This is a genomic window from Empedobacter stercoris (assembly GCF_020281205.1).
Lineage (GTDB): Bacteria > Bacteroidota > Bacteroidia > Flavobacteriales > Weeksellaceae > Empedobacter > Empedobacter stercoris.
In genome coordinates this window covers 64,244-78,260 of sequence record NZ_JACXZC010000006.1, presented here as the reverse complement: position 1 = coordinate 78,260, position 14,017 = coordinate 64,244, and the positions used below count along the sequence as shown (strand labels likewise).

General features: G+C 32.8%; 15 protein-coding genes. 4 read left to right on the top strand and 11 right to left on the bottom strand.

Annotation, left to right across the window (positions count from 1 at the left end):
- Window positions 1–87: 87 nt before the first annotated feature.
- The 3 genes from rlmF to IF125_RS04595 all read right to left on the bottom strand — a co-directional run bounded on the left by rlmF (window position 88) and on the right by IF125_RS04595 (window position 2,225).
- Entirely contained in the window at window positions 88–1,002 is a 915-nt protein-coding gene (rlmF, locus tag IF125_RS04605; protein ID WP_171621987.1) for a 23S rRNA (adenine(1618)-N(6))-methyltransferase RlmF, read from the bottom strand.
- Window positions 1,003–1,069: 67 nt separating this feature from the next.
- Window positions 1,070–1,327, bottom strand: a complete 258-nt coding sequence (locus tag IF125_RS04600) for a chaperone modulator CbpM (protein WP_225541679.1) — start codon at window positions 1,325–1,327, stop codon at window positions 1,070–1,072.
- Between the two features lie 4 nt (window positions 1,328–1,331).
- Entirely contained in the window at window positions 1,332–2,225 is an 894-nt protein-coding gene (locus IF125_RS04595; RefSeq protein WP_225541678.1) for a DnaJ C-terminal domain-containing protein, read from the bottom strand.
- 211 nt (window positions 2,226–2,436) lie between these two features.
- Here IF125_RS04595 and IF125_RS04590 point away from each other — a divergent pair, with 211 nt between their 5' ends.
- The 3 genes from IF125_RS04590 to IF125_RS04580 are packed head-to-tail and all read left to right on the top strand — an operon-like array spanning window position 2,437 to window position 4,041.
- Window positions 2,437–3,381, top strand: coding sequence for an ADP-ribosylglycohydrolase family protein (locus IF125_RS04590; RefSeq protein WP_225541677.1), 945 nt, complete (start codon window positions 2,437–2,439; stop codon window positions 3,379–3,381).
- A 52-nt stretch (window positions 3,382–3,433) separates the two neighbouring features.
- The gene (locus tag IF125_RS04585; protein ID WP_171621992.1) at window positions 3,434–3,655 is read left to right on the top strand and encodes a VF530 family protein; all 222 of its coding nucleotides are present in this window, start codon (window positions 3,434–3,436) and stop codon (window positions 3,653–3,655) included.
- The gene (locus IF125_RS04580; RefSeq protein WP_171621993.1) at window positions 3,655–4,041 is read left to right on the top strand and encodes a hypothetical protein; all 387 of its coding nucleotides are present in this window, start codon (window positions 3,655–3,657) and stop codon (window positions 4,039–4,041) included. The genes IF125_RS04585 and IF125_RS04580 overlap by 1 nt, the downstream gene beginning before the upstream one ends.
- A gap of 54 nt (window positions 4,042–4,095) precedes the next feature.
- On the opposite strand, the gene purD is transcribed toward IF125_RS04580, so the two are convergent.
- From purD to IF125_RS04555, 5 genes are all read right to left on the bottom strand, one after another.
- A complete protein-coding gene (gene purD / locus IF125_RS04575) occupies window positions 4,096–5,352 on the bottom strand; it encodes a phosphoribosylamine--glycine ligase (RefSeq protein WP_225541676.1) in 1,257 nt (418 codons plus the stop codon).
- Between the two features lie 119 nt (window positions 5,353–5,471).
- Entirely contained in the window at window positions 5,472–6,983 is a 1,512-nt protein-coding gene (gene purH / locus IF125_RS04570) for a bifunctional phosphoribosylaminoimidazolecarboxamide formyltransferase/IMP cyclohydrolase (protein WP_225541675.1), read from the bottom strand.
- 90 nt (window positions 6,984–7,073) lie between these two features.
- Window positions 7,074–7,634, bottom strand: coding sequence for a phosphoribosylglycinamide formyltransferase (gene purN, locus IF125_RS04565; RefSeq protein ID WP_225541714.1), 561 nt, complete (start codon window positions 7,632–7,634; stop codon window positions 7,074–7,076).
- 160 nt (window positions 7,635–7,794) lie between these two features.
- Entirely contained in the window at window positions 7,795–8,295 is a 501-nt protein-coding gene (locus IF125_RS04560; protein WP_171621997.1) for an FKBP-type peptidyl-prolyl cis-trans isomerase, read from the bottom strand.
- Window positions 8,296–8,431: 136 nt separating this feature from the next.
- A complete protein-coding gene (locus IF125_RS04555; protein WP_171621998.1) occupies window positions 8,432–10,111 on the bottom strand; it encodes an AAA family ATPase in 1,680 nt (559 codons plus the stop codon).
- A 98-nt stretch (window positions 10,112–10,209) separates the two neighbouring features.
- Between IF125_RS04555 and IF125_RS04550 the strand changes: the two genes are divergently transcribed.
- Entirely contained in the window at window positions 10,210–10,428 is a 219-nt protein-coding gene (locus tag IF125_RS04550) for a zinc-ribbon domain-containing protein (protein WP_225541674.1), read from the top strand.
- Window positions 10,429–10,505: 77 nt separating this feature from the next.
- On the opposite strand, the gene purM is transcribed toward IF125_RS04550, so the two are convergent.
- The 3 genes from purM to purC form a co-directional block, all read right to left on the bottom strand.
- Entirely contained in the window at window positions 10,506–11,498 is a 993-nt protein-coding gene (gene purM / locus IF125_RS04545) for a phosphoribosylformylglycinamidine cyclo-ligase (RefSeq protein ID WP_225541673.1), read from the bottom strand.
- 71 nt (window positions 11,499–11,569) lie between these two features.
- Entirely contained in the window at window positions 11,570–13,075 is a 1,506-nt protein-coding gene (gene purF / locus IF125_RS04540; RefSeq protein ID WP_188319816.1) for an amidophosphoribosyltransferase, read from the bottom strand.
- A gap of 18 nt (window positions 13,076–13,093) precedes the next feature.
- Window positions 13,094–13,816, bottom strand: coding sequence for a phosphoribosylaminoimidazolesuccinocarboxamide synthase (gene purC, locus IF125_RS04535; protein WP_171622002.1), 723 nt, complete (start codon window positions 13,814–13,816; stop codon window positions 13,094–13,096).
- Window positions 13,817–14,017: the final 201 nt, after the last annotated feature.

Genomic DNA, 14,017 nt, shown 5'->3' with positions numbered 1-14,017 from the left:
TTTGATTAATTTTATTTTCCCAAGGTAAAAAATTATTAATCCTAAACTATTTATTTAAAAAATTTGGAATAATTTTAAATAAATGGTTTAAAATCTCCAAACCAACAAACGAGAAACTTTATTTCCTTGTTGCATATTTACAATTCGGTAATCTCTTACTTTTTCACGTTTCAAAATTCCTTCTAAAATTCGAACATTCTCTTTCTTTGACACTAAAGTTGTAAACCATTTCACTTGATGTTTAAACTCTGCACTTTCTTTGATCATTTTCGTGATAAATAAGCGCTCTCCTCCTCTACACCAAAGTTCTGAATTATTTCCACCAAAGTTTTGAATAGGTTTTTGATCCGATTTTTGACCTAAATTTTTCAATTTACGCATGGTTTGTTCCATCACTTCTTGATTTGATCTAAAAAATGGCGGATTACAAATCGTAATGTCGAATTTTTCACCTTGTTTTATAATATTCTTAAAAATATTATTTGGATTAAATTGCATTCTAATCTCTACTTTATTGCGTAATCGTGTATTTTTCTTCACAATTTCTTCCGCATTTTTGAAAGATGCATAATCCAATTCTGCTCCTACAAAATTCCAATCATATTCGTGATTTCCAATAATCGGATAAATACAATTCGCACCAACTCCAATATCTAAAACTCTTACGTCTTTTCCGCGTGGAATTACTCCATCAAAACCTTCGCCCAAAATATCTGCGATATAATGAATATAATCTGCACGACCTGGGATAGGTGGACATAAGTTATCTTTTGGTAATTCCCAATAATCAATATCGTAATACGTTTTTAACAAAGCTTTGTTTAACGCTTTTACTGCTTCTCTGTCCGAAAAATTAATCGTTGGTTCGTTCTCTTTATTTGGTTTGATATATTTAGAAAGTGCTGGATGAATAGCACATAGTTTTTCAAAATTATAGGGCGCTAAATGACGATTGCGCGAATGTAATTTTTTTAATTTACTCTTTTTCTCGGGAGTATCCATACAAAAATATTTATGCAAAAATAAGACAACCTTTGCATTTATCTGCAAAGGTTGTTTTTGATTTCGATTATTTTAATTGTTTTTGTAATGTTTCTATTTGTTTCAACAAATGATGAATCACTTCTAAACCTTCTAAATTAACGCCTAAATCATAATGAAATTGAATAAATCGTTCGATTAATTTCAAATCATTTTCTTCGATAAAATATTCTTGGTTACGTTCGTGTAAAACGACTAAATCATTCTTGTATAAATCAATTAAAAATTGAGGTTCAATCTGATGATAATGACAATATTGAACAACTGATATTGTGATGTTTTTCATGGTTTTATACTTTTTTAATTGAACGTAATTTCTCGAATAATTCTTTCTCTTCGACCGATAATTGCGTCGGAATTTTGACAGAAAATGTCACATACAAATCTCCAAACTGATTCTCTTTCTTATAAATTGGCAAACCTTTTCCTTTCAATTTTACCTTTTTATTATTTTCTGTTCCTTCTTTAATTGGCACTTTTACTTTTCCAGAAAGTGTATCAATCATCACTTCTCCTCCCAGTATTGCGTCGTACATATCCACCTCAACGGTTGTCGATAAATCCGCACCATTCACTTCAAACTGTGTATTATTTTGAATATGAAATGTGAGATACAAATCTCCATTCGGACCATTGTTATAGCCTTTCCCGCCATGACCTTTTATCTTAATTGTTTGTCCATCTTCTACACCTGCAGGAATTGTAATTCGAATATTTTTACCATTTACAGCGAAAGTTTGTTTGTGAGAAGTCAACGTATCTGTCAAATTCAATGTCAAACTGGCATTTACATCTTGTCCTTTATAACCTGTTGAACGGCTTCTACCTTCGCGTCCAAACATCGAACTAAAAAAATCTGAATAACCATCAAAATCACCGAAACCTTCAGCTCCATCAAAATCTCTATTACTATATTGATATTGTTGCTGTTGTTGACGTGCTTTTTCATATTCTTCTCCATGTTGCCAATTTTCCCCATACTTATCGTATTTTTTACGTTTTTCTGGATCGCTCAGCACTTCGTTTGCTTCGTTTAATTCTTTAAATTTATGTGCAGCTTCTTCATTATTAGGATTAAGATCAGGGTGATACTTACGCGCCAATTTCCGATACGCTTTTTTTATCTCATCTTGTGATGCGGTTTTTTGCAAACCTAATGTTGTATAATAATCTATAAAAGCCATAGTAATTTATAAGTTTTGTGATTTAAATCAATCAAAATCAGTTCCAATTTTAACAAAACTGACAAGTCGACTCATACTTTGATGTCTATTATAACTTTTTTAATGTTTTATCCGAAATAGATAAATTTATTATGATTAATTCATAATATTTTAAAAATAATTTGGATATATTCAAAAAAAACAAGTATTTTCAATTCATAAAATAGTAGAAATGAATAGTAGATATTTTTCGAAAAATATATTAATTGGATCAGCCGTTGCTGATGCATTAGGAGTGCCAGTTGAGTTTAAAAGTAGGCAAGATTTACAACAAAATCCAATAACGGATATGATAGGTTATGGAACTTACAATATGCCTCCCGGAACTTTTTCCGATGACAGCTCGTTGATGTTTTGTTTGGCCGAATCGCTTTGTAATGGATACAATGTTAACGATATTGCAGAAAAATTTCAGATGTGGATGCACGAAGGTTACTGGACTGCTGACGGTGAAGTTTTTGATGTTGGAATTACGACAAGAAAAGCGATTAATCGCCTACGAGTAGTAAAACATCCAAGTGAAGCTGGTTCTAAAGAGGAAGGTGAGAATGGAAATGGTTCGTTGATGCGCATTTTACCTTTGGCTGTTTTTACAAAAGATTTATCGATTGAAGAACGTTTCGAAATTGTAAAAGAAGTTTCGTCTATTACGCATGCACACAATCGTTCTATTTTAGCTTGTGTTTATTATATTGAATTTGCATTGAACACTTTGGATGCTGAAAATTTGGAAGAAGCATATTTGAATACTAATTTTTGGTTGAAATTATTTTTAGAAGAAAATGAAATCTATAAAAAAGAGCTTACATACTTTGATCGAATTTTAAGTGGAAAATTAATTGATCTAAAAGAAGATGATATAAATTCAACAGGTTATGTGATTGATAGTTTAGAAGCTTCTATATGGTGTTTATTGCATACCGATTCGTATAAAAACTGTGTTTTAAAAGCTGTTAATTTAGGACATGACACCGATACAACTGCATGTATTGCTGGCGGAATAGCCGGAATATTTTATGGAATAGAAACTATACCTTCTCATTGGATTGAACAATTAGCTCGCGTAGATGATATTCTTCTTTTAGCAAAACAATTGGAAGAAAAGTACGAGTTTTAGAAAGATTATTTTATCTTAAATTCAACAAAAACATTTTTCGTAATTTTGCAAAATGGAAAGTCAAAAAAATAATCCATTACACGGAAAACGATTAGACGATATTATCGAAGAATTAATCATTTATTATGGTGGATGGGAAGGTTTAGGTAATCAAATAAACATCAAATGTTTTAATGATAATCCGAGTTTAAAATCTTCTTTAAAATTTCTTCGAAAAACAGATTGGGCACGAAAAAAAGTAGAAGAATTGTACATCAAAAAAATTGCAAAATAATGAGTGCAACTATTCTTGAAGAGAAAATTTTTATTGATACTGAACTTTTAACAAATATAGAAGAAGAAAGTCAAGTCATTATACATTGTTGTATGAATGCTGACGAATATGCAAATGCAGCTCGGATTTGGCCATCTACTTTTATAATTGATAATCAATCAGGAAAACGTTGTCAATTGGTTTTTGCAGACGGAATTACAATGTATCCAAATTGGACATATATCGAAGAAAAATCTTCTTTAAATTTTACTTTAATCTTTAATGGTTTACCAAAAAGTTGTCGATCGTTTGATCTTGTCGAAATTATCCCTCAAGCTGGAGGGTTTGAATACCGAAAAATAAATCGAAATAAAAGCGATGTTTATCACGTCGAATTTTCAGAATAAACTAAAAATGCGTTTCAAATGAAACGCATTTTTTAATCATATAAACTGTATTTTTTATTGAATTACTCCAATATCATTTCGGTAATATTCGTAATCAAAATGTACTTTCTTGATGTTTTCATAAGCTGTTTCTCGTGCTTGTTCTAACGTATCTCCTAAACCAACAACATTAATTACACGTCCGCCAGAAGTCACAATTTGATCTTCTGACAACTTGGCTCCTGCAATAAAATTAGGACAAGTTACATTTTGTAAACCACGAATCTCAAAACCTTTGTCATAATTTCCTGGGTATCCGCCCGAAACCATCACTACACAACATGCATGTTGATTTTTGAAATTCAAGTTAAAGTCTTCACCTTTGATTGCTTTGTTAACCGCATCAAATAAATCATTTTCTAATAAAGGTAAAGTTGTTTGCGTTTCTGGATCGCCCATTCTTAGGTTATATTCTAACAAATAAACACCTTTTGTTGTAATCATCAATCCAAAGAAAATTACGCCGGCGAACTCTAATCCTTCTTTGATCAAACCACATTTAGTTGGTTCCATAATTTCTTCTTCGAACATTTTGAAATGCTCGTCCGTAAACAATGGATTTGGAGCAATAACGCCCATTCCACCAGTGTTTAAACCAGTTTCTCCTTCACCAATTTTTTTGTGGTCTTTTGCTGATACAAACGGAACGATTTTCTTTCCATTGAAAAAAGATAAAATAGACGCTTCAAAACCTTCTAAATATTCTTCGATTACCACTTCATTTCCTGCATCTCCAAAGGTTTTATCTTCCATAATATCTAAGACAGCTTGTTTAGCTTCATCGAAATCTTGACAGATAATAACACCTTTTCCTGCAGCTAAACCAGAAGCTTTTACAACAATTGGATATTCTTGTTCTTTTAAATAATCAATCGCCAACATTGGTCCTTGAAAATTTTTATATTTCGCAGTTTTCACACCATATTGATCCATAAAATCTTTCGCAAAAGCTTTAGAAGCTTCCAATTGAGCGGCATCTTTATGTGGTCCAAAAACATTTAAATTTTCTTTCTGAAAAATATCAACAATTCCTTCCGATAATTCTGCTTCTGGACCTACAAAAGTTAAATCGATTTGATTTTCCTTTGCAAAATCCTTCATCTCTTCAATCGAAGAAACTGAAACATTCGTACCTATTTGCGCCGTACCTGCGTTTCCTGGAATAAAGAACAATTCTAATTCTTGTCCTTTTCGTTTGAAATCCTCAGCAAATTTCCACCCAATTGCGTGCTCGCGACCACCAGAACCGATGATTAATATTTTTGTGTTCATTTGTTTTATTTTTAAATGAAAAGTGAATAATAATAAACGAAAATTCTATTCTCGATACATTTTCTACGAAAACACTCGAATTGACGAATTTTCAAATTAGTACATTAACTGATTATCAATTAATGCATAAAATGTCTCATTCCTGTAAATACCATTGGGATGTTTTTCTCATTACAAGCATCAATTGACTCTTGATCTTTGATTGATCCACCTGGTTGAATAATCGCTTTGATTCCGTTTTCAGCAGCAAAATCAGCTACATCACGGAAAGGGAAAAAGGCATCAGAAGCTAAAACTAAATCTTCTTCCACTTTTTCTTTCGCGCGAGAAATTGCTTGCTGAGCCGCCCAAATACGATTCGTTTGACCACCTCCAATACCGTAAGCTTGACCATTCGTTGCAACAACAATTGCATTCGATTTTACCCATTTTACAATTTTTTGAGCAAAAACTAAATCTGTCATTTGACGATCTGTAGGTTGCACATCTGTTACCACTTTAAGATCTGTTGAAAATTGATTATCTGTCGATTGAACAATTAAACCTCCATCAACTTTTACGTAAGTTACTTTATCCGAAACTGGATTTTTAACTTTGATGATGCGTACATTTTTCTTTTGTTTGAAAATCTCTAAAGCCTCTTCTGTAAATGAAGGTGCGATAACTATTTCTAAGAAAATTTTATTTAATTCAACCGCAGTTTTACCATCAACTTCTTTGTTAAAAGCGATGATTCCACCAAAAATTGACATTGGATCACATTCGTATGCTTTTTCGTAAGCTTCTAACACATTCTCTCCTATTGCTACACCACAAGGCGTTGAGTGTTTAACGGCACAACATGTTGTTTCTTCAAATTCTGAAACCACTTTGTAAGCTAAATCCATATCACGAATATTATTGAAAGAAAGTTCTTTTCCTTGTAAATATTCGAAATCTTTCATTGCCCCATTTTTCGTTTTATCAACGTAATAGGCTGCTTTTTGATGTGGATTTTCACCATAACGTAAATCCATTACCTTTTCATAAGAAGACTCTAAAAATTGAGGAAAGTTTTCACCTAAAATGTACGTAGAAATCGCTGCATCATAAGCAGAAGTTAAGTTGAACACTTTACCAGCACATAATTTACGTGTTTCTATAGAAGTAGAACCATTCTCACGAATCTCATTCATCACCACTTCATAATCGTTTACATCTGTTACAACTGTTACGTCATAGAAATTCTTTGCTGATGATCGCAACATAGATGGTCCTCCTATGTCAATAAATTCGATCATTTCTGCTTCGGAAAGACCTGTGTTCATCTTCTCGAAGAATGGATATAAGTTTACAATTACGATATCAATTGGATTAATTCCGTGCTCTGCAATTGTTGCCATATGATTTTCATCTGAACGACGAGCCATTATACCTCCGTGAATAGCAGGATGCAAAGACTTTACACGACCATCTAAAATTTCTGGAAAACCTGTCACATCTTTTACTTCTGTCACTTCGATTCCATTGTCTTGTAAATGTTTGTACGTTCCTCCTGTTGATAAAATTTTGTAATCTTGCTCAACCAAGAATTTTGCAAATTCTAACAAGTTCGACTTGTCCGAAACACTGATTAGCGCCTGTTTTTGCATTTTGTTTTAGTTTTTAAAGTTTATTGTTTGTTTATTATTTCGGGAAAAATAAAATACCTCAATGCAGAACACATTGAGGTATTTTTCTATTTATGCTTCACTAATTTGCTTAATTGCTTTGATGTAGATTTCACTTTCTACTTCAGCCACTTTTCGTTGCAAATCTGCTATTTCATCATTTTCTTCGATTTCAAAAGTTCCTTGACATATGATTTGCCCTTCGTCTACACCAGCCGTTACATAATGCACTGTTGCTCCCGAAGTTTTTTCACCAGCTTCTAAAACCGCTTTGTGAACTTTTGCGCCATACATTCCTTTACCTCCAAATTTTGGTAACAATGCCGGATGTATATTTATCATTTTAGCACCCCATTTCTCTGTAAATTCTGAAGATAAAATGGTTAAAAAACCTGCCAAAACAATTAGATCAATATCTTCTCCTTCTAAGTTATGTTCGGCATCTTCCGAAAAAGTTTTTCGGTCTAAAACATACGTTCGGATATTTTTATCCAACGATCGTTCAATTGCATAACAGTCGCGGTCTGCCATCACCATCGAAATCTCGACATTTGGTAAGGTTCCGTCTTCAACTGCATCAATAATATTTTGAAGATTTGTTCCGCCTCCGGAAACAAATACAGCTATTTTCATGTTTGTTTGTAAGTAATCTTGTTTGTTTTGCAAAGATAAGATTTTAGTTGAAGGTAGCTGTAAAATATAACTTGAATTTAATCTATATTATAATGATATTTACGATACAAATAGATATAAAAAAGGCTACTTCATATTGAAATAGCCTTTGAAATATTTTTTAGTGAGTTGCTGATCCGTCTACTCCGTGAGCATGTCCATGAGACAATTCTTCTTCTGTTGCTGGACGAACGTTTAAAATTTCTACTTCAAATTCTAAAGTCTTTCCTGCCATTGGAGGATTTAAATCTGCAATTACTGCTTCTTCAGTAACTTCAGTAACAGTTGCACGGAATTGATTTCCTGCATCATCTGTTAATGGTAATAAAGCACCAACTGGTGGTAATCCAGACTCTTTGAACATATCTAAAGGTAACTGAGCAACAGCTTCTTCTACTCTTTGTCCATACCCTTCTTCTGGAGAAATTACAAAAGATTTTTTATCACCTGCTGATAATCCTTTTAATTCTTCTTCAAATTTTGGAATCATCATCCCAGCTCCAACTAAAAAAGCCAAAGGTTCTTTTGCATTTGATTGTTCTACAAATACTTTTTCACCATTCGCTTCGATGGTATGCAATGAGTAGTTAACAGCTACTACGTGGTTGTTTTCTATTGTCATAAATTTAAAATTATGGATGCTTTCTATACAAAAAGCGTTCATTTTTTATTGCTATCTATTTAGCAATAATTATTCCTTTGGGTAATATGACCAATTCTGTCAGTTATTTATCCTTTTTAAACTGACATCATCATATTTAATCAATAAAAAGTAATGCTTTCTTGATATCTTCGTACCCTATTTCGCCATTGTAATAGTCATAAATAGGTTTTAAAATTTTATTTTCTTCAAATTCGATTTCACTGTACGCCATTCTAACTTTATCTAAAATTTTGTCAGAAGGTTTGAATTTTGAGTAATCCAAATCTGGTTCGATTTCTTTTATTTTACCAATATGATCAACAATTGCGGATGACGTTAAACCTCTTTTTTCAGCAATTTGATCTAACGATAAACCTTCTTTTACATATTCTAACGTGATTTCGTATGTTGATTTCTTTTGACCTTTTTCTTTGGTCTTATTTTTTTCGATATTTTTTGCAATTTGCTTTTTATCTAATGTTCCGCCTGAATATCGAATAAAAGCTGCCCAAGAATTTTGTAATTCTTTTTCATCTAAAAACGAATCAATTTCATTCGATAAAACCTGAAAACGTCTGTCAGCCTTCATGGCTAACGAGTCAATTTCTAATGCTGTTTGATTAAGTCCGTGCAACATCAACGAATTTAGATCGCGTAAACGAGATAATGCCACATATCCTTGACCTTTCTCAAAAGCTTTTGATAAATCAATAAAAGCCGAATCTAATGTCATTCCTTGCGATTTGTGAATGGTAATTGCCCAAGCTAATCTTAACGGAACCTGAGTAAATGAAGCCAATGCTTTTCCACTTTCGTCTTCAATGGCCCATGTTTCAGGCTTTGCTATATAAAATTCTCCATCCAATGTTTTGATGATTGGTTCATCTTTTTCTGTATATCCGGATACATTTCCAAGTGTTCCGTTTACAAAACCAACTTCAAAATTATTACGAACAAACATTACTTTTGCACCAATTTTAAGCTCTAAAACTTCGTCTGCTAAAACTGATTTTTTCAACACTTCGACTAAAGCAGGATTTCCTGCCACTTTAGCTTCAAATACTTTTGAAGAAGAATCGATACTAATCAATTGACCTTTATTAATTCGATCAACATCCATATTATGCGTATATAAACGCGTTTGAGAATCGATTTCATCTGGAAAATATTCGATTCGAGATTCTAATAAATCAACTGTTTTTTGGGTGATATTCCCTGAACGAATTTCATTCAAAATATCATTCAATGCATTATTCGTCTGACGATATTGCTCTGTTAAATAACAAATATGCACTTTAGATTGTACCCAAGCATCGGACATAAAACAGAATTTATCTTTCGATTCCTCCCATTCTTCACCAATTGGTGGTAACTGGAAAAAATCTCCCGAAAATATGACTTGAACACCTCCAAAAGGTTCATCATTTTGTTTAAAAAACTTCAACACATAATCTACAGCATCTAATTGGTTTCGGTGCAACATCGAGATTTCATCAATAATCAAGACTTTGACTTTATCCATTTTATCGCGAAAATATTTTTTATCACGAAGTGAAGCTAAATACCGATCAGAAACATAATCTTTTATCCCAATTCCTGCCCATGAGTGTATTGTTTGACCATTCATATGCGTTGCGGCAATTCCGGTAGAAGCTGTAATAGCTACAGGAACACCATGTTGTTTTAGGTATTTTATATACTGATTGAGCACATATGTTTTTCCGGCACCAGCAGAACCTGTTAAAAAAACATTTCGACCAGATTTCAAAATTGCTAAAGCCTTTGATTGTTGCATAATATGATGTGTAAGTTTGGATTTTTAGTATGAATTGCAAAGATAGGAATTTTAGCACGAACTATTAATTTGCGTAATTTTGAACAAACGATTAAAATATGATATTTATAGCAGGTGTAACCGAACGATCAAAAACAATAGAAGAAGGACTATTTGATTGTCCTATTTGTCAACAACAAAGACAATATGTTCATAAACAATTTCGTAATTACCTATCATTTTTCTTCATCCCGTTAATTCCAGTTCATAAAGCAAGAGAAAATGTGACATGTAAATTTTGTTTAACAAACATGCCCGTTCATGTTCTTAATAAATAATTATTGCCTTTAATTTTTAAAGCAAATAAAAAACCGGATAAGAAAATCTTATCCGGCTTTTTAAACTATTTAATCTACTATTTCAATATAATTTTGTCCGCACCAGCCTGAATTTCTCCAATCACAGCACTTCCATCAATAATATTCACTACTTTTTCAGCATCAGATTGGTCAACGATGACAACCATTCCGACACCCATATTAAATGTTCCAAACATTTCGTCTTCTGCAATATTTCCGCGTTTTGCTAATTCTTGCATCACTGTTGGTACGTTGATTTTTGCCTTTTCTATTACAGCAGTCAATCCATCATTTATAATACGAGGAACATTCTCGATTAATCCACCACCTGTAATGTGAGCAATTCCAGTCATTTCGATACCTGCATCTTTGATTTTAAAAATATCGTTTTGATATAATTTTGTTGGAACTAATAATGTTTCGAATAAAGGTTTACCTTCAAATTCTTCGTTAAAATCTGGGAAAATTCTACGCACTAATGAGAATCCGTTTGAATGGAAACCACTTGATGGTAACGCAACAATTACTTGTCCAGCTTTTATTTTAGATCCATCAATAATTTCGTCACGCTCTACTACTCCAACACAAAAACCTGCAACATCATAATCACCAACCTGGTACATTCCTGGCATTTCTGCAGTTTCTCCACCAATTAATGCTGTTCCTGTTTCCTTACACGCTTGTGCAATTCCACCTACAATTTCTGCTGCAATATCAGAATCTAATTTTCCACAAGCTAAATAATCTAAGAAAAATAATGGTTTTGCTCCGTGGCATAAAATATCATTTGCACACATGGCAAAACAATCAATACCAACTGTATCGTAAACTTTAGAATCCAAAGCTACACGTAGTTTAGTTCCTACACCATCAGTTCCTGATACCAAAACAGGATTTTTATATCCTTCTAATTGGTAAAAAGCTCCAAAACTTCCAATTCCGTTTAACACATTTTCGTTATGTGTTGCTGCAACTGCATCTTTAATTTTCGATACCGTTTGATAACCTTCTTCCTTATCTACTCCGGCTTGTTTATATGTATTGCTCATTTTTTTGCTGTATTAGTGTAAAATGTAACAAGTATTAAGTACATTTTATTTTTGACTTTTTACAATTATAATTAATCGATATGCAAAGGATTAACCTCTTTACACTCTTCATTTGTATAATTTACCGGATATTTTTCTGTAAAACATCCAAAACAATGTTCTTTACTTCCTAATAAATCAATTAGATTATCAACTGTTAAGAAATCCAACGAATCTACATTCAAATATTCTTCAACCTCTTTAATTGATTTGTTTCCCGAAATTAAATCTGCTTTAGAAGGCATATCAATTCCTAAATAACAAGGAGCAATAATTGGAGGCGAAGCAGAACGGAAATGAATTTCTTTTGCTCCAGCTTCTTTTAAGATTTTGATTAAAAGTTTTGAAGTCGTTCCACGTACAATCGAATCATCTAAAACAACCAAACGTTTTCCTTTGATTTTTTCTTTAATTGGATTCAATTTTAAGTTGACCACTCGCTCACGCATTTCTTGCGAAGGAACGATAAACGAACGCGACATATAACGGTTCTTAATCAAAATTGGTTCGTAAGGAATACCCGATGCTTCTGAATATCCAATCGCAGAGGGAATTCCAGAATCTGGAACACCAATCACAACATCTGCATCAATTGGAGATTGTTCGTATAATTTTCGCCCAGATTCCACACGTAAATCATAGATTTCTTTTCCTTCCATATTCGAGTCAGGACGTGCGAAATAAATGTACTCAAATGCACAAATATTACGATGTTTTGGTTGCTTTAATGAATATGATTTCAATCCCTTTTCATTGATTACAATCAATTCTCCAGGTTCTACATCACGAATAAATTCAGCTCCAACAGCATCTAAAGCACATGTCTCAGAACAAACTATATAAGCATCATCTAATTTACCTAAACACAATGGTCGAATTCCGTTAGGATCTCGGAAAGCTGCCATTTGATTATTCGTTAATAATAAAACCGAATAAGCTCCTTTTACTTTCTCTGTTCCTTTCTGAATGGCTTCTACAAGATCTAAATGCGAATATTTTTGGATAGAACGTAATAAAACCTCAGTGTCCGAAGTGGCTAAAAATGGTAGACCTTCAGCTTCTAACTCTGCTCTTAATTCATCAACTTCAATTAAATTTCCGTTGTGAGCAAGCGAAAAGTGAGGTTTTCCATAGATATTGTATGTGTACAGTGGCTGAATATTACGGCGACTTCCACCACCAGCTGTTGTATAACGTGTATGTCCAATTGCTGCGTTTCCTTGGTAATCATCAATTTCTGCTTCGATCAACTTGAAAACATCCAACACCAATCCTGATCTTTTAACCGTTTTGATATTTCCATCTTTCAAAAAAGAAACTCCACACCCCTCTTGTCCACGGTGCTGAAGTGCGAATAAACCAAACTGTGCGATAGAATAGGTGTTGATATTGTTGGGAGAATAAACGCCAAAAATACCACATTCTTCGTTCACGCTATCCACCGTATCAGCTGCATATTTTTTAAGTAAATTTCGTTCATAGAAATTTGTTAAATACTCAGCTTTCAACTGGCTTTTATGTAATTTTTTATCAATCATTTTGAATGAAAAAAATGATTATTTTAAAACTTCTAATAAACGATTATAAACTTCGTGATAAGCTTCTGAAACATCACCTAAATCACGACGAAAACGATCTTTGTCTAATTTCTTACCTGTTTCTACATCCCACAAACGACATGTATCAGGAGAAATTTCGTCTGCTAAAATAATGTTACCATCAACATCTTTACCAAATTCGATTTTGAAATCTGCTAAAATTAATCCTGCTTTCAAGAATAATTCTTTCAAAGCTTCGTTGATTACATCAGTTTGAGCGTACATTTCTTTCAACTCATCATACGTAGCAGCTCCTAATAAAACCGCGTGATGATCGTTGATTAATGGATCTCCTAATTCATCTTTTTTGTAACAGATATCGAAGATTGTAACAGGAGATTTTCCTCCTTCCTCTAATCCTAAACGTTGAGCCATAGACCCAGCAACATAGTTGCGAACAACCATTTCAATTGGAATAATAGATACTTTTTTTACCAATTGCTCACGATCATTCAACTGCTCAATAAAGTGAGTTTTCACTCCTTTCTCTATCAAATAGTTGAAAATTAAAGTCGAAATTTTGTTATTCATTTCGCCTTTATCCTCAACAGTTCCACGCTTTTGAGCATTAAATGCTGTTGCGTCATCTTTGTAATAAACAATTACTTTGTCTGCTTCCTCTGTTGAGTAAACTTGTTTTGCTTTCCCTTCGTAAATGAAGTCTTTTTTTGTTAAGCTCATCGTTGTTTGTTGTTAAAACGTTTTTGTTTTTTTGTTTTGTTTGAAATGAAAAAGTCCACTTCGTGTTTGTTTGTCTGTTTGAAATTTAACTTGTTCAGGGTTAAATTTCGGAATAATTTCGATTGGTTCAGGATCGAAATTGATATTTGTTTGTTGTTTGTTTTTTTCTTTTAGTATTAGATGTTAGATATTAGTATTTAG